The following is a 15,574-nucleotide window of genomic DNA, read 5'->3' on the forward strand; positions in this document are numbered from 1 at the left end:
GCATGTGATGCGGCTTTGGCCTTTACCGCGGTTGTCGTCAGCGCGAGGCACCGACACTGCAATTTCCGATCTGAGTACCCTTCCCTATTGCTTCAGTCGATGGATGTCATCGCTCCCCTCGAGCACATGCAGGCCACAGCCTGTTTCTTCCGAACCGGTTCATGCAACGCCCGTTCCAGTCGTACCGATTACGAATCTATCCCCTTGCGAATCGATTAAGCCCGTGCGACTACGGCGCTGCTAGCGACCTTCCACACCGTCGACGCAGTGGATGGCTCGTGTCGTTGCGACGCAAAGTGATAGCGCTAACATATCGCGGCGTCAGAGATAACATGGTCGTTCTAACGTGTCACCGTGCAGTGCAGCACGAAAATTTAACCTTCGCCGCTTCGGTCGTACGCGCTGTTTTGTGGAATCGTTTTCAGGCGCGCAGCTACTGCGATTCCCACCTGTTCTGATGGTGGTCAACGATTACTTGCAGCTGTAACGGCTTCGGCTTACCACGCTTAGGCGGTCGCCAAACTGCGCTTGGCGAGGAACTTCAGCTCGAGGCGATCAGTTTTCTGCAAAGCGCGATCGGAAAATGCATCCAGATCGCGCACCACACGCCGAGGCGTGTCAGTACGCTTCGTTGCGGCGACTCGAATTTGCGGAAGTAGCGCCATAGGCCACGATGTTTATGCCATTCGACGAAGATCGGACGCGAGCGGCTGGAGACGCCGCGCACATGCACTACGCGGATATCGTTGGCCACCGCGACGACTGCGCCGGCTGCGCGCGCGCGGCGACAGAGATCGAGATCTTCGGCATGCAGACGATAAGCTGCGTCGAATCCACCGAGCAGGTCGAACAGAACGCGCGGCATCAGCATCAACGCACCCGATACGGCATCCACTGGCTGCAGGCTTAGCGCTTCGTCGCGCGGCACGCCGAGTTTTGCCGCTTGTGCGGGCGAGGACAGCATCGCTCCGAAATCCGGATCGCGCCGCCGCGCCGCTTCGTCGTGGACTCCGGCTTCGTCCACCAGGTCCACGCCGAGCAGCGAATCGCCGCCTACCGCTTCGGCATGCGCACGCAGACGCAAGAGCGTGTCCGATTCCACCAGCAGATCGGGATTGACGAAGGCCAGCCAGGACGCGGACGATTCCTTTGCGCCTTGATTGCAGCCAACCGCGAATCCGGGATTGTCGGGATTGCCGACAAAGCGCACGCGCGCGTCCTTCGCCGCATGGCGCTGGATGATGTCCAGCGTACCGTCGAGCGAGGCATTGTCGATCACCCGGATTTCCACCACGCCTCGTGCGGCGCGCAAGCGCAGCAAGCAGTCTTCAAGGGTGCTCGCGCTTTCGTGGCTGACCACGATGGCCGCGATGCCGTCGCGGTCAGGAGAAGAGTTCACGTTGCGGCTCCGCCGATCCGGTTTCTGCGTACAACGCGGCCAGTCGTTCGCGCGGTTCGCGCAACGGATCCTGCATCAGGAAGTTCGCCAGCCTTGCGTGCCAGGCCGGCCAGCGCGCGTTGAGCGCGTCCATATCGCCATCGGCGGGCAAGCCTTCGCCGCCGCGGGCGACGAAGGCGGTTTCGCACAGGGCGTTGCGCCAGCCCAGTCCGGACATGCGCAGGGAAAGGTCGATCAACGCCGCGTACCAGGAGGCATAGCTGCTCTTGTCCAGGCCGCCGGCGCGTTGACGCGCGCTTCCGCGCAGCGCGACCGCGTGATTGACCGCAGAGGGGAGTTCGGGGTGCAACGGCGGCATGGCGGCGCAAGCGGCGGCGGTGCGTTCGAAATCGTGCGGCGCCTCGGTGATCTCGCCCAGGCGCGGCCACGACGCGGCTTCGCCCGCATTGCACCAGGGAGTGGCGCTGGCGATGGACGCGTCGCGGGAAAAACAGGCCGACAACCGCTGCAACCAACCGGGCAACGGTTGCGCATCGGGCGCTAGCACCACTACGTCCGCGCCGGCGCAGACGTTGAGCATTTCATCCAGATGCGCGACTTCGCCGATCATGCTCTGGCGGCGCGTGTAATCGGCCTGCAGCGGTGTCCGTTTCAACCAGCGTTCGATGATGGCGCTGGCGCGTGGACCGGCCTGCGCGTCGTCGGCCAGCCAGATGCGGGCGCCGGGGGGCGTGCCGGCATCCAGCGCGCCCAGACAGGCGTCCAGCGCATCGTCGTCGACGCCGACCGGCAACAGGATGACGGGCAGCGCGGCGGCGGGCGATTGGCTCACTTTTTCTTGGGCTGGTGCAGAGGTTCCAGGGCGCGGAACTTCTGTCCGTACTCGTCGGTGAGATCGCGTGCTTCCTGCGGATTGCGCACGATGGTGGGCGTCAGCAAGATGATCACTTCGTTGCGAGTGGAGTTCTGCGTTTTCTTGCCGAACAACGAACCAATGAAGGGAATGCGGCTGAGCCCCGGCACGCCGGAGGAACCGTTCGATGCCGAGTCGCTGATAAGGCCCGCCAGCATCACCGTATCTCCGGCCTGTACGGCGGCTTCGGTCTTGAGGCGACGCGTATTGATGCGAACGTTGCCGTTATCGTCGGGGATATCGCCCGGCGTGCTTACTTCCTGGACGATGTCCAGGAAGACCATGCCGTCCTTGGTAACGCGCGGCCTCACCTTCAGGATGATGCCGGTATCCAGGTACTGCACTTGGCTGTAAGTACTGTCCCCACCCACCCCCGGATTCACCGTCACCGATGAAATCGGAATCCGACTGCCCACGTTGAGCGTGGCTTCGGCATTGTTGCGGACGAAGACGGAGGGCGTCTGCAACAGTCGCACATCGGTGATCTCGTCGAGTGCGGTGATCACGGCCGCCGCGTTCTTGCCCAGGAAAGTCCAGCCCAGACCGGCGCTACCGGTGATGCTGCCGGAAATGTCGCCCCAAATGCCACGACCCAGCGCACTCGGAAGACCTGCGCCGCCTGCAGTTGTTGCTGCATTGACGGCATTCTCGAAATACCAGTTGACGCCATAGCTGAGGTCGCCAGTCAGATTGACTTCCGCTATCTGTGCTTCGATGTGCACCTGCATGGGCATGATGTCGAGCTTCTCGATCACGTCCTTGATCGACTTCCAGGCGGTAGCGCTGGAGCGCACCAACAAGGTATTGCTTTCCTCGACCGCAGAAACACCTACACGGTCGCCTTCCACCTCCAGAGTCACACTGCCATTGCCCCCGGTGCGCTGGTTGAGCGCCAGCGAGCCGCTTCCCAGGCCACCACCCGATGAGGAGGAGGCATCGCCACTGGAGCTGTTGTTACCGCCAAAATCGACACTGCCGCCATCGGCGCCGTCCTTGATTTGCACCGGATCGGTGCCGGGCATCAGCGACGCGGGCGAGTTGCCGCCGGTTTCCTGACCGTTGCCGCTACGACCGGCGCCGAACACTTCAGCCAAACGATCGGCCAGGTCTTTGGCCTTGATGTACTTCAGTTCATACGAGAACAGGCGCGAGCCCTCCCCGGCGCCATCGATGCGTTCCAACCAGTCCTGGATCTGGTCCAGATAAGCGGCCTGCGGAGTAATGACCAGCACCGCGTTGGCGCCTTCCAGCGGCATGAAGCGGAACATCCCGGCGCTGGGCGTCTTGCTGCTTTCGCCGAACACCTTCTCGAGATCTGCGACCACTTTGGTGGCGCGCCCGGATTCGAGCGGGAACACGCCCACCGACATGCCCGACAGCCAGTCGACGTCGAAGATCTCGACCGTGCGCAGGTAGTTTTCCAGTTCGCTGCGCGTGCCCGACAGGGTGATGACGTTGCGGGTGGAATCGATGCCGACGATGGCGTTGGGACGCGCGTAGGGTTCCAGCACCTTCTTCATTTCGCTGGCGGAGATGAAACGCAGCGGCACCACGCGCACTTCGAAACCGCGCGCGTTGGAAGCGGGGCCGGTTCGCGGCGCCAGCGTACCGGCCAAAGCCTGATCGGCCGGCATGATGTTGTAGCGGCCGTCGCTGTAGACCATGCGCGCGTTGTTCTGCGCCAGCACTTGCTCCAGCAAGGTCATCGCCTGCGCGGGGGAAACCGGTTTGGGCGTGCCGAGGGTGACCGTGCCCTGCACACCGGGCGCGATCACGTAGTTCTGGCCCAACATGTCGCCCAGGATGGCCTTGACCACCGCGTGCACGGACTCGCCTTCGAAATTGAAGCTGGCCCCGCCGCCGCTCATCCCCGCCAGCGAAGGCGGCGGCGCGGACGCAGCGCTGCGGTTGATCATCTGGCCGTTGCCGCGACGGATCACCGCCTGCGGGCCGGTCTCGGGTTCTTCGACCGAGTTCAAGGGCGAGGTCTGCGCCTCCCCGGCGCCGGCGGCACGGTTGAGATCGGCCTGCCGCCGCACATCGGGAGTGGGCACGCTGGCGCATGCCGCCAACAGGCCGGTCAAAACGGATACCAGGATCAAACGTGACTTCATGCCGGCACTCTACTTGGTCTTGTTCGGGGGAGGCGGGGCTTGGCCCTGCTGGCGCAGCTGCGCGCGCCGCGCTTCGATGCGCTTGCGGATCGCTTCCATCTGCTGTTCGGTGGTCATCGGAGCTTCGGCCTGGGGTACAGGCTCATTGCCCGGCGGGGGTACTGGACCGGCGTTGGTCGCAGGCGATACCGGCATGGGCCGCGAGGGCGTGGTCATGACCGGCGAGCCTGGCGGCGCCGCCGCCGTCCCTGGCCCAGGAGGCTGAATCGGTGCGCCCGATCCGGCCGAAGCGGGCGTCGCGCTGGGCGGTTGGCCGCTGAGTCCGTCGAAAACCCGCAGTTCCAACGTGCGCGGTCCCTCCGGCCCTTCGATCACCACGCTACGCGGATGAATCTCCGACACGCGCCAGCCTTGCGCGCTTTCAGGCGCGTCTCCGACCTTCAGGCGCACGCCTTCTCCGCCGCCTGTTGGCTGCAGGATCGCCATCTGCAGCTGCGGCGTAATCAACACGCTGGTCAAGACGAAATCGAAGGTCTGCGGCTGTTCGCCGCCTTCTTGTCCAGAGATGAAAAAAGCTTGCGGCTTGCGGTTCTGGGAAAGCAAAGGACGCGCGGCGATCTCGGAATATTGCGCCAGCGGTCCGAGACGTTCCGGCACCTGCTGCGGAAGCTTCGGCAACGCGCTGACCAGGCTTGGATCATCCGGCAGCGGACGAATCTGTCCGCCCAGACCGAACAGGGCCAGCACCCACACCAACAGCGCCCAGCCGGCCAGTGCGGCCAGCAACCAGCTGCGCGGTCCGAAGGAGTCAATTCGCATCGATCGCTCCCGGCATGGCGGGCGCGGGCGCACTGGCCGGTGCTGCGGGTGGCGGCGGCGACAGAGGCGATGCCCACGCGCCGGGCGGACGCAGGTAGCCGTACAAGTCGAAACTGACATCCAAGCCGGCGCTGGACTGCCCCGGCATGAACGAATAGCCCATGCTCAGTACATTCAGATTTTCCACGAACAGGCGCGGCGTTCCGCTTTCCAGCGCATACAGGACGGAGGCCAGCTCCGGCGTGCCGCAACTCAGACGGACCTGCACCACCACTGCCGCGAAGCGCTCGCTACCGGGTTGGGCGAGCGGAGAACGATTGGTGATCGCGCAGCTGCGATTGCCGGGGCTGGCTTCCAGCACCACTGTTTCCAAGCGTTTCACCAATCCTGCGGTGGCCAGTTCCGAAGTGGCTTCGGGCAGAAAGCCCGGTCGCTGCGACTGCTGAGCCCTCGCCGCGTCCAACCCCTTCTTTATCTCCGGCGCTTGCTGCAATTGGGTGCGCACGCGCAGCTCGCGTTCGCGCGCGCTGTCGATGCGGTCCTGGACTTCCAGCATCGGCGCGGTCCACAGCGGATGGACGAGCAGCAGATAGGCGAGCAGAAACGCCGCTAGCAGCAATCCCAGCGCCAGCCAGCGGTCGCGATCAGGGCGGCTGCGATCAGGGCTGACGAGCGCCATTGGCGGCTCCCGTGCTGGCAGCCGGCTTCGGTGCGGTGGCAAGGTCGGCAGTCAGGCTGAAACGGTCGAGCCGAGTCCGCGGATCGGGCTGCAGGGCGCCGCTGAGCGCGGGCGCGCGCCACAACCGAGACCCTTCCATACGCCCAACCAACGCCGAGGCCTCAGGGCTCAGGCCGATCAGAAGCAGGCGGTCGCCTTCTATTCCGACTTTCTCCAGATAGGTATTGTCCGGCAGCCGGCGGCTGAGTTCGTCCAGGATCTCCACGGTGGTGGGACGCGCGGCGCGCGCGCGGTCCAGGAAGGCGGCGCCTTCCACGATATCGACCAGCTGCTGGCGCTCGGCGGCCACGGCCCTGGCCTGGGCGGCGCGGATTTCGACCTGTTTGGCGAAAGCTTCCGCGGCATCCCGCCGGTTATCCAGAACCTGCCAGAACGCAGTGGCTATCCCAAGCAGCGCGATCGCTCCTAGCGCCCAGTTCCATCCCCGCATCGCATCGTGGCTGTCGCGGCGTATTTCCGTCGGAAGCAGGTTGACGCCCAGGGGTCGGCCGCTCGCGTCGCTGGCATCCACGCCCGCCAGCGATCCGGCCAAGCCGCCCAGTCCCGCCAGCGCCGCGTCGAAACGGGCGCGTGGAACGGCTACCAGTTCGGTATCCAGCTGACCGTCGGCGCGGCGTTCCAGCACGCGCGCGTCGAAACGCACGCTATCGGCGGTAAACGGAGTCTGGCGGTCGACCTCGAAGCCGACCACATCGCGCAAGCGCTCGGCCGCTGCGGCGGGCAACAACAGGCGGCGTTGCAGGGCGCTAGCCGCCGGCAGCAACAGCCAACGCGGCAGTTTGCCGGTGCGGTTGCCGAGCACCGCATCCAGCTCCGCCGGTGCCAGCGGCAACGGCAGCCAGGCGATCTCATGCAGGCCTTCGGCATCCTGGACCTGCAGGCGCAGCTGGTCGCCGACCTGGGAAAACAGCAAGCGGTTGCTGGCCAGTCCGAACAGCACCCGCCAGCGCAAAGGCAGCCACGACAGCAGCGCCTGCTTCCACCAGCGGAAAAAGCCGCCCGCTCCGGCGCCGTAACGACGGACGCCCTGCATCAGCGACGGATTTTCCTGAGTGGTCGTCATTGGGGTGCCGTTCCTTCCTGCCAGCGCAACGCGGTGTACACCGAACCCGGTACCGAGCCGCTACCCGCACGCACCACTGTCCGTAATACCGCAACCCGGCCATCGTCCAGCCGTGCGCGGCTGTCGATACTATACGTGCCGCTGCCTCCGCCCACGAGCTGCGCTGCGCCAGCGCCGGGCGTCGGGGCCTTGCGTTGCGCCAAATAGGCGGCCGGATCCAGCCCCATCGCCGTCAGCACCGGCGCCTGCGCGTAAGTGGGATCGGGTTCGCCGCGACCGCTGTAAAGGGTCAGAGAAGGCTCCAGCCGGGCATACAGTTCGGGAGTCATGCCCAAGACCTGCTCGACCTCGGCCACGGTTTCGAACGGCGCGTCCTTCGCCCCATAAGGGCGCCCCGCCGCCGCATAGTCCGGATCTTCCGCGCCGCCATTGACCTGGGTAAGCGGATCGGGATCGCGCCAGTCGAGAATGGCGGCGGCGATACGCTCGGCCTGTTCGCGATCGGTGCCCACTGCCTGCATCAGCGCGGTGAGCAAGGGCGCCCCAGCCTGGTTGAGATCCACCTTGCCGGTTTCATCGACAATCTGAAGTTCGACCTCGCCGCCCGCATAACCCCACCGATAGCTGCGTCCGTCCGGCAGCCAGCGGGTAGTAGGTTCGCTGTCGGCCAGCCGCACCAACGAATACTCCACTCCGGCCCGCGCCAGCTCCTGGGCCCTGGCGCCACCGCTCAATATCTTTCCCTGCAGGGCCTCCACCCGGGCGGTCAGGGCGAACGCGCCGATCAACGCCGTAAGCAAGGCGATCAGCCACAACACCAGCAACAAGGCCGCGCCGCGTTCGCGTTTCATGGCGGCGGCTCCAAGCCCTGGCCGAGTCCGTTGTCCTGGCCGGTGCCCTGGGCGAGCGAGACGACCAGGCCGGGCCAGTGCTGGCCATCGGCGGATTCGATATCGATCGACACCTGCAGCGGCAGGGATTCGGCGGCAGTCCAGCGGTCCTGCCATTCGCCCAGCTTGCCTTCCTGGTCGAGCCCGCGATAACGGAAGCGCGTGGCGCGCAGGTTGTCGGCCAGGATTTCCGGTGGCCGCGGCTGCGCCTCGCGCACCGCCTGCCCGGCTTGGACCATGGCGAATGAAGCCAGCAACTGGCTCCCCCCATCGGCCGCGACCAGATCGTGCAGATAGGGTCCGCCACGACCCAAATAGTCCGGCAGATCGGCCACGAAACGCATGCGCTGCGCTTCGCCGACGAAGCGGTATTGCCTCTGGGTATTGGGATCGATGGCGAAGGCGATGGCCTGCGCCGACGAGATGCGCCGGCGCAGGAAACCTTCGACCGCGCGGATGCGTTCGTTGCGCTGGGCGATGGTTTCGCCACGCTGCACCATGGCCGTGGCCGAACGCAAGGTGGCGAAAGCCAGCGCCAGTCCCGCCGCGAGCAGCACCGTCGCCAGCAGTACTTCGATCAAGGTGAAGCCGCGGACATTGCGGTTCATGGCACGAGCGCCGAGGCATTGATGTCGGCAGGCGTCAGGCGCAGGGTCTGCCACCGCAGCCGCTGGCCCGGGGCATCGCCCCATTCCACTTCCAACTGCACCTGCAGCAAACGCGGCGCTGAAGCGACGCCCTGCGGGGAGCGCCGCTTCACGGGATCGATATAAGGCTCCATTTCCAGCGTCCAGCGATAGCGTCCCTCCTCGAAAACACCTTGCTTCCGGCCCGGTTGCAGGATTTCGCCGACGCCCAACTGGGCCAACAGCGATTGCGCATGCAAGGTCGCACGCCCGCTATCGTCGGCCGCGCGTATCTGCCGCGCCGCGCCTGACAGCGAACCGAGCAGCAAAGTCAGCGCCAGCGCCAGCAAAGCGAAGGCGATGATCACCTCGATCAAGGTGAAGCCGCGCTGGCGACGGGAACGCGCGGATTTCATAGCGGCGATTTCATGGCGGCGACCCGGCGCCCGGCGCGCGCGCAAGCCTGACTTCGCCGGTCAACCAGGCCACGTCGATGCGCCATGCCGCCTTCTTCGCGCTCAACTGCAGCCGGCCGCCAGTGGAGGCGCCATCCGGAAAGAACAGGATGCCGCCTTCGCCCGCGCGCGCCTGGGCTTCGCGCGCTCCGGTGAATTCCACGCCCAGCGATGGCGGAATATTTCCGTGCCTCTGGTTCGACCCTTGCCACTGATGCCGGGCCGGATCGATCACGAAACGCTGCGGCTGGCCGGTGGCGATGGCCTGCGCACGCGCGTAGCGCAGTTGCGCGGCGATTTCCTTGGAACTCGAACGCAGGCGCATGCCGTCCAGGCCGCCGGTCAGCACCATGGCCGCCAGCATGCCGGCGATGGCGATCAACGCCACCACCAGCAACATCTCCAATAAGGAAACGCCCCGCGGTTTGCGCAGGCTGCCGACCGGAGGTTGGCGCAGGCAGGTGCGCTTGATGCGGCCCCGCTCCATATAGGCGTTTTATTCGAACTTGATGTCGGCGTTGTAGCTATCGCCGCCGACTTGGCCGTCCTTGCCCAGGCTGATCAGGTCGAATGGCTGCGCCTCACCCGGCGCTCGATACTCGATGGGGTGGCCCCACGGATCCTTGAGTTCGGCCGCCTTGGCGTACGGACCCAGCCAGCCGTTCGCGTTGCCCGGCTGGGTGACCAGATCTTCCAGCCGCGAAGGCAAGCTGCCGGTATCCAGCTGATAGTTCTCCACCTTGCCGGCCAGGGTCTGGATCTGCGACTTGGCCAGGTTGGCCTTGCCGCGATCGGCGCCGCCCAACACACGACTGCCGACCAGGGTGAGCACCGCGCCGATCAGCACGATGACGATGATGATTTCCAACAGGCTCATGCCGCTCTGCGCGGCTGGCGAGGGAGAACGGGTGATCGAGCGTGAAACTCGCATTACAAAATCCTTGTAATCATGAGGCGGGTAGTGTGGGCGTGAATCTCTGAACGGGTCGTTTCCTGAATCGCTTGCCGCTCCTCAATCGATCTCCTCAGCCGATCGAATTGGTCAGATCGTACAACGGCACCAGCACGGCGATGATGACCATGCCGACCACCGCCGCCAATACCAACGTGATCACCGGCACCAGTGCGGCCAGCATGCGATCCATGGCCTGCGCGGTTTCCAGTTCGAAAGTGTCGGCGGTCTTCAACAACATGCCGTCCAGCGCGCCGGATTCCTCGCCCACTTGGATCATCTGCAGCGCCAGCCGCGGGAAGCGCTTGCCTTTGGCCAGCGAAGCGGAGAGGCCATGGCCATTCTTCACGTCCTCGGCGGCTTGCTCGACATCGGCGGACAGGGCGCGGTTGCCGAGCACGTTGCGGGAGATGCCGAGCGCGGCGAGCAGCGGCACGCCGTTCTTCAGCAGGGTGCCCAGGGTGCGCGCCAGGCGCGCGGTTTCCATCTTCGCCACCAGCGGACCGACCAGTTTCTTCTGTAGCAACCAGGCATCGAAACGATCCCGGAACACCGGATCGCGACGCTTGCGGTCGAACCACCACAGCAAGGTCGCCGGCACCGCGACCAGCACGAACCACCAGTCGCGCACGAACAGGCCGACGGCCAGTACGCCGCGCGTGAACCACGGCAGGGTCACGTCCAGGCTTTCGTACATCAGCGCGAACTGCGGCACCACATAACCCATCAGGAACAGCAATGCGAAGCCCACCACCACCACCAGGATCGCCGGATAGATCATCGCATTGACCACGCGGCCGCGCATGGCTCGGCTGCGCTCCAGATAGTCGGCCAGGCGTTGCAGGGTCTCGTGCATGCTGCCGCCGGCCTCGCCGGCGCGCACCATGTTGATGTACAGGCGTGAGAACGTGCCGTGCTGCCGTTCCAGCGCCGTGGACAAGGGCGCGCCGCCGCGCACCGCATCGCGGATGTCGGCGATGGTGCGGCGCGCTTTGTCGTCTTCCGGCAGTTCCAGCAGGATGGTCAGCGAACGGTCCAGCGGCTGCCCCGCGCCCAGCAGCGTCGCCAGTTGCTGGGTGAATTGCACCAGGCGGTCGCCAGCGAACGGCTTGGCCTGCAACAACGAACGCAACGAGGTGCCACTGCCTTCGGAGGCGAGCTTGGCCTCGACCGGCAAATGCCCCTGTTCCTGCAGGCGCGCCACCACCTCGCCGTCGTTGGCGGCTTCCATCTGGCCGTCGAGGACTTCGCCGCGGGTGTTCAGGGCTTTGTAGCGATAGAGAGGCATCGGATTGCGGGCGGGCCGTCAGTTGTGGGTGTGGGGTGTTGCTCGAACTCTTGGAATCGTCATTCCCGCGAAGGCGGGAACCCAGCGACTTTATCGCTTTAACCGATGATCTCGTCCCAAAGATCGTTCCAGTAGGGATTTCGCTCTTCTATTAACCTTATCTTCCAGCTTCGATTCCATTTCTTGAGGCGCTTTTCCCGTGTAATCGCGTCCTCCATGGCCCCATGCAATTCATACCAAACCAGCTGGGTTACATTATGCTTGCTGGTAAATCCCTTCACGATATGTTCGCGATGCTGCCAAGCCCTCGCAATCAGATCGCTGGTGACCCCGATGTAGAGCGTTCCATTGCGCCCGCTTGCGAGAATATAGGTGGCTGGCTGCTTGTCCATAAGCATTCCAAGGCAAAGTCACTGGGTTCCCGCCTTCGCGGGAATGACGATCGGAGGGGTAGCGCTGGTTCTAGCTATGCGTCCTCCGTCACCCGCAATACTTCTTCTATCGTCGTCTCGCCGCTCAATGCCTTGACGATGCCGTCCTCGTACATCGTGCGCATTCCCGCATCGCGCGCGAGCTGCTCCAGTTCTCCCATTCCCGCGTGGCGCATGACCGCACGCCGCAGCTCGTCGTTCATGACCAGGAATTCCATGATGGTGGTGCGGCCGAGGTAGCCGGTCGGCGCGATAGCGGAGCCACGCGGGCGATAGAGGAATATGTCGCCGTGCGGCTGATAGCGGCGCAGGGCGAATTTTTCGATTTCCTCGGGCGACGCCGGGTATTTCTCCGCATGCGCCGGTTCCAGGCGCCGCACCAACCGCTGGGCCAGGATGCCGTTGATGGTGGAAGTCAGCAGGTAATCCTCCACGCCCATGTCCAGCATGCGGGTGATGCCGCCGGCGGCATTGTTGGTATGCAGCGTGGACAGCACCAAGTGGCCGGTGAGCGCCGACTGGATGGCGATGCGCGCGGTTTCCAGGTCGCGCATTTCGCCGATCATGATGATGTCCGGATCCTGGCGCACGATGCTGCGCAGCGCGTGCGCGAAATCCAGGCCGATCTGCGGTTTGGCCTGGATCTGGTTGATGCCCTCGATCTGGTATTCGACCGGATCTTCGACGGTGATGATCTTCACGTCGGCGGTGTTGAGTTTGCTCAGCGCGGTATACAGCGTGGTGGTCTTGCCCGAACCGGTGGGGCCGGTGACCAGCAGGATGCCGTGCGGTTGTTCCAGCACTTTCTGGAACTGCGGCAGGAAGTGGTCGGTGAAGCCGAGCTTGTGGAAATCGAACACCACCGTCTCGCGATCCAGCAGGCGCATCACCACCGATTCGCCGTGCGCGGTGGGCACGGTGCTCACACGCAGATCAAGTTCCTTGCCCTGCACGCGCAGCATGATGCGGCCGTCCTGCGGCAGGCGGCGTTCGGCGATGTTGAGCTTGGCCATGATCTTGACGCGACTGATCACCGCCGCGGTCAGGTTGGCCGGCGGGCTTTCGCCTTCCTCCAGCACACCATCGACGCGGTAACGCACCTTCAGGCGATTCTCGAAAGGCTCGATATGGATGTCGGAGGCGCGCAGCTCGACCGCGCGCTGGATGACCAGATTCACCAGCCGGATTACTGGAGCTTCGGAAGCCAGATCGCGCAGGTGCTCCACATCGTCGAGATTGCCGGTGCTCTCGCCGTCGGCATCTTCCACTATCGTTCCCATCGCGCTGCGGCCCTGCCCGTGCCAGCGTTCGATCAGATCGTCGATTTCCGAACGCAGGCCGACCCATGGCCGCACCGGATACCCGGTCGCCAACTGCACCGCTTCCAGAGCGTAGGACTCGTACGGGTCGGCCATCCACAGGTCCAGCCGGCCCTCGTTCTCGCCCAGCGGGCAGACATGGAACTGGCGCAGGAAGCGCGGCGACAGCGGCTGGGTGTCGGTTGCGGATTCGGGCGGCAGTTCGGGCACCTGCTTCAGGTTGAGCAGCGGCAGGTCCAGCACTTCGGCGCAGGTTTCGGCATGGTCGCGTTCGGACACCAGGCCCAGCCGGGTCAGCAACGACAGCAGACTGCCGCCGGTTTCTTCCTGCAGGCGCCGCGCCCGCGCCAGATCCGCATCCTTCAGCCGGCCTTTCTCAAGCAAGGCCGCGACGATCCGTTCGTCGGCGCCGACCGTGCCTGGATTCGCCTGCTGCATGTCGGGGGAAAGCGCTGCGTTCACGCGGTACTCCATAAGCAACCGGGGCACACTCTAGCAGCCTCCACGTTGCGGAATGGTCTCCGGTCGGCGGTTCCGCAGACGGAAACCCCGGCAAACGCCGGGGCTCCTGTGTTGCGCGTAGCGGACGAAAACGCTTACTGGCGCGCCACCAGGGTGACGCCGCTGTAGGCGGCCACACCGACCAGTTTTACGTAGTACGTGCCGGCCTGCGTTTGCGGAGCGTTGATGCGCACGGTTTCGCTGTTGCCCGGGCGCGTGGACTTGTAGTCGTAGCTGGTCGCGCTGGGCTCTTCCTCGAAGCTCACGTACAAGGACACGTTACCGCTGCCGCCCAAGGTCATGAAGCTGAGCACGCTACCGGCCGTGGCCTCGAAGCTGTAAAGCTTCTCGCTTCCCGCCGCCCCCGACAGACCGGTGACGTTGACCTTGTTGACCAAAGGCGTGGCCACCGGACCACAGACCTCGGTCGCCGGATCGCAGGGCTCCTCCAACGCCTTGTCCAACGCGGCCTTGGCATCGACGATGCCAGTGCCGATAGGTGTGCTGGCCGGAATGGTGACCGGGAACGTCCGCGCCGTGGTCTTCAGCAGCGTTTCCAATGCCGTAGGAGTCAGCGGATCCTTGTCGTTTGCGATCAACGCGCTTTGCACCAGCGCGGCCACCGCCGTCACGTGCGGCGCCGACATCGAGGTGCCGGCCATGCCCGTGTAGATGAACTCACCCGCGCCGGATTCGGGCGTAGTCGCGCCGTCCCAACCGGTGGAGAAGACATAGCCGTCCCAACCGCCGTTGCCCGTGTCCTGGCCGCCGCCACCGCCGGGTGCGGCGATATCGACGTTGGCACCATAGTTGGAATAGCTGGCGCGTCCGCCAGTGATGCGCGTGGCGCCCACGGTGACGACGTTCTGGCAGTTGCCGGGCGAATAGCCGGAGCTGTTGGCGTTCTGGTTGCCGGCGGAAATGACTACCAGGCTGCCGTTGGCTACGGCTGTGTTGATGGCGGCCTGTTCGTAGGCTTCGCAGGCGCCCCCGCCGCCCAGACTCAGATTGATGACTTCGGCGGGATTGGTGTTGTTGGGAACGCCTGCAATGGGGGCGCCTGAAGCCCAAGCGATGGCGTCGGCGATGTCGGAGGTGTAGCCGCCGCAGCGACCGAGCACTCGCACCGGCAGCACCTGCGCGTTGTAGGCGACGCCTGCGCCACCGCTGCCGTTGTTGGTCAATTCACCCACCGTACCGGCGGTGTGGGTGCCGTGCCAGGAACTCTCCTGTACCGGCGATCCGGCATAACATTCGCCCGCGACCGGGTTCCAGTCGCCTTGATCCAGCGCGCCGGGGACGCGATCGTCGGTGGGACGGCGCGACACGAACGCATCGGTGATGAAGTCGTAGCCCGGCAGAATGTGCGTGCCACTGCCCAGGTCCGGATGCGTGGGCAGGATGCCGGTGTCCAACACTGCGACCACCGTGCCGGCGCCGGTAGACAGATCCCACGCAGCCGGCGTGTTGATACCGCCGTTGGGATCGTCGTAATGCCACTGGTAGACAGAGAAGTAGGGGTCGTCCGGGATCGCCTGCGGCGTGACCCGGCCGCTGGCCGCCGCCAGTACCGAGGTCATGGAAACCGGCGCGCTGAAGTCTTCGACCGCCCGCATCATGCGATCCACCTGAGCATATTCCACCGACGCATCGGCGCGCAGCGCGGCCACCAGTGCATTGGTTTCGCTTGCGGACAGACTGCGCGACAGCTTGATCGCATCGGCGCCCAACGCCAGTTTGCGCACATGGCTGGCATTCAGCGGCACGGCGGCCTTGGCGCCGGTGGCGGCACTCTGGCGCAAGCCGATGCGAGCGGCGGCCTGGCGCACGGTGGTCAGCTTGCCCGCCACTGTGCCGGAACTGGCGCTACCGTTCTTGTACTTGACGATCAGACGCGTGGCGCCGACATAGTCGGGCGCGGCTTGCGCCCTAGAAACGATGCGGCCTTGTGCGGGGCCGGCGGCAAGAGCCGGAACTATCGCTGCTGAAGACAGCATCACTACTGTCGCTACGGCCAATCCGAGTTTGTTCTTCTTCATCACGGTGCAATCCTCTTGAAAGTTGA

At 64.9% G+C, this 15,574-nt stretch carries 15 protein-coding genes; all 15 read right to left on the reverse strand.

Annotated elements, in window-relative coordinates; translation table 11 throughout:
• Window positions 1-541: 541 nt before the first annotated feature.
• The gene (locus tag J2W94_RS17320; RefSeq protein ID WP_310096072.1) at window positions 542-1,399 is read right to left on the reverse strand and encodes a glycosyltransferase family 2 protein; all 858 of its coding nucleotides are present in this window, start codon (window positions 1,397-1,399) and stop codon (window positions 542-544) included.
• Window positions 1,383-2,231, reverse strand: coding sequence for a glycosyltransferase family 2 protein (locus J2W94_RS17325; protein WP_310096074.1), 849 nt, complete (start codon window positions 2,229-2,231; stop codon window positions 1,383-1,385). The genes J2W94_RS17320 and J2W94_RS17325 overlap by 17 nt, the downstream gene beginning before the upstream one ends.
• Complete coding sequence (gspD, locus tag J2W94_RS17330) at window positions 2,228-4,426, reverse strand: type II secretion system secretin GspD (RefSeq protein WP_310096076.1); 2,199 nt, start codon at window positions 4,424-4,426, stop codon at window positions 2,228-2,230. The genes J2W94_RS17325 and gspD overlap by 4 nt, the downstream gene beginning before the upstream one ends.
• A gap of 9 nt (window positions 4,427-4,435) precedes the next feature.
• Complete coding sequence (locus tag J2W94_RS17335; RefSeq protein WP_310096078.1) at window positions 4,436-5,245, reverse strand: hypothetical protein; 810 nt, start codon at window positions 5,243-5,245, stop codon at window positions 4,436-4,438.
• A complete protein-coding gene (gene gspM, locus J2W94_RS17340; RefSeq protein WP_310096080.1) occupies window positions 5,235-5,924 on the reverse strand; it encodes a type II secretion system protein GspM in 690 nt (229 codons plus the stop codon). The genes J2W94_RS17335 and gspM overlap by 11 nt, the downstream gene beginning before the upstream one ends.
• The gene (locus J2W94_RS17345) at window positions 5,905-7,047 is read right to left on the reverse strand and encodes a PilN domain-containing protein (protein WP_310096082.1); all 1,143 of its coding nucleotides are present in this window, start codon (window positions 7,045-7,047) and stop codon (window positions 5,905-5,907) included. Before J2W94_RS17345 ends, gspM begins: the two co-directional genes overlap by 20 nt.
• On the reverse strand, window positions 7,044-7,898 hold the full coding sequence (locus J2W94_RS17350; RefSeq protein WP_310096084.1) for a general secretion pathway protein GspK: 855 nt from the start codon (window positions 7,896-7,898) through the stop codon (window positions 7,044-7,046). The genes J2W94_RS17345 and J2W94_RS17350 overlap by 4 nt, the downstream gene beginning before the upstream one ends.
• Window positions 7,895-8,545 (reverse strand): prepilin-type N-terminal cleavage/methylation domain-containing protein, encoded by a 651-nt coding sequence (locus J2W94_RS17355; RefSeq protein ID WP_310096086.1) that lies wholly within the window; start codon window positions 8,543-8,545, stop codon window positions 7,895-7,897. The genes J2W94_RS17350 and J2W94_RS17355 overlap by 4 nt, the downstream gene beginning before the upstream one ends.
• Window positions 8,542-8,979 (reverse strand): type II secretion system protein XpsI, encoded by a 438-nt coding sequence (gene xpsI, locus J2W94_RS17360; RefSeq protein WP_310096088.1) that lies wholly within the window; start codon window positions 8,977-8,979, stop codon window positions 8,542-8,544. Before xpsI ends, J2W94_RS17355 begins: the two co-directional genes overlap by 4 nt.
• Window positions 8,980-8,989: 10 nt before the next feature.
• Complete coding sequence (gene xpsH, locus J2W94_RS17365) at window positions 8,990-9,505, reverse strand: type II secretion system protein XpsH (RefSeq protein WP_430540647.1); 516 nt, start codon at window positions 9,503-9,505, stop codon at window positions 8,990-8,992.
• A 9-nt stretch (window positions 9,506-9,514) separates the two neighbouring features.
• A complete protein-coding gene (gene gspG / locus J2W94_RS17370; protein WP_310096090.1) occupies window positions 9,515-9,949 on the reverse strand; it encodes a type II secretion system major pseudopilin GspG in 435 nt (144 codons plus the stop codon).
• A 94-nt stretch (window positions 9,950-10,043) separates the two neighbouring features.
• Window positions 10,044-11,258, reverse strand: a complete 1,215-nt coding sequence (gene xpsF, locus J2W94_RS17375) for a type II secretion system protein XpsF (protein WP_310096092.1) — start codon at window positions 11,256-11,258, stop codon at window positions 10,044-10,046.
• A gap of 98 nt (window positions 11,259-11,356) precedes the next feature.
• Entirely contained in the window at window positions 11,357-11,650 is a 294-nt protein-coding gene (locus tag J2W94_RS17380) for a GIY-YIG nuclease family protein (RefSeq protein ID WP_310096094.1), read from the reverse strand.
• Window positions 11,651-11,724: 74 nt separating this feature from the next.
• On the reverse strand, window positions 11,725-13,446 hold the full coding sequence (gene gspE, locus J2W94_RS17385; RefSeq protein WP_310096176.1) for a type II secretion system ATPase GspE: 1,722 nt from the start codon (window positions 13,444-13,446) through the stop codon (window positions 11,725-11,727).
• 158 nt (window positions 13,447-13,604) lie between these two features.
• Complete coding sequence (locus J2W94_RS17390; RefSeq protein ID WP_310096097.1) at window positions 13,605-15,548, reverse strand: S8 family peptidase; 1,944 nt, start codon at window positions 15,546-15,548, stop codon at window positions 13,605-13,607.
• Window positions 15,549-15,574: the final 26 nt, after the last annotated feature.

This window comes from Pseudoxanthomonas sacheonensis (assembly GCF_031455975.1).
In the GTDB taxonomy this organism is placed as follows: Bacteria; Pseudomonadota; Gammaproteobacteria; order Xanthomonadales; family Xanthomonadaceae; genus Pseudoxanthomonas_A; species Pseudoxanthomonas_A sacheonensis_A.

What these genes read in the sequence shown, in the direction of transcription:
- xpsF (WP_310096092.1), bottom strand. Translation starts at nt 11,258, where the DNA reads ATGCCTCTCTATCGCTACAAAGCCCTGAACACCCGCGGCGAAGTCCTC.
- J2W94_RS17345 (WP_310096082.1), bottom strand. Translation starts at nt 7,047, where the DNA reads ATGACGACCACTCAGGAAAATCCGTCGCTGATGCAGGGCGTCCGTCGT.
- J2W94_RS17355 (WP_310096086.1), bottom strand. Translation starts at nt 8,545, where the DNA reads ATGAACCGCAATGTCCGCGGCTTCACCTTGATCGAAGTACTGCTGGCG.
- gspM (WP_310096080.1), bottom strand. Translation starts at nt 5,924, where the DNA reads ATGGCGCTCGTCAGCCCTGATCGCAGCCGCCCTGATCGCGACCGCTGG.
- J2W94_RS17380 (WP_310096094.1), bottom strand. Translation starts at nt 11,650, where the DNA reads ATGGACAAGCAGCCAGCCACCTATATTCTCGCAAGCGGGCGCAATGGA.
- J2W94_RS17335 (WP_310096078.1), bottom strand. Translation starts at nt 5,245, where the DNA reads ATGCGAATTGACTCCTTCGGACCGCGCAGCTGGTTGCTGGCCGCACTG.
- J2W94_RS17350 (WP_310096084.1), bottom strand. Translation starts at nt 7,898, where the DNA reads ATGAAACGCGAACGCGGCGCGGCCTTGTTGCTGGTGTTGTGGCTGATC.
- J2W94_RS17390 (WP_310096097.1), bottom strand. Translation starts at nt 15,548, where the DNA reads ATGAAGAAGAACAAACTCGGATTGGCCGTAGCGACAGTAGTGATGCTG.
- gspD (WP_310096076.1), bottom strand. Translation starts at nt 4,426, where the DNA reads ATGAAGTCACGTTTGATCCTGGTATCCGTTTTGACCGGCCTGTTGGCG.
- gspE (WP_310096176.1), bottom strand. Translation starts at nt 13,446, where the DNA reads ATGCAGCAGGCGAATCCAGGCACGGTCGGCGCCGACGAACGGATCGTC.
- xpsH (WP_430540647.1), bottom strand. Translation starts at nt 9,505, where the DNA reads ATGGAGCGGGGCCGCATCAAGCGCACCTGCCTGCGCCAACCTCCGGTC.
- gspG (WP_310096090.1), bottom strand. Translation starts at nt 9,949, where the DNA reads ATGCGAGTTTCACGCTCGATCACCCGTTCTCCCTCGCCAGCCGCGCAG.
- xpsI (WP_310096088.1), bottom strand. Translation starts at nt 8,979, where the DNA reads ATGAAATCCGCGCGTTCCCGTCGCCAGCGCGGCTTCACCTTGATCGAG.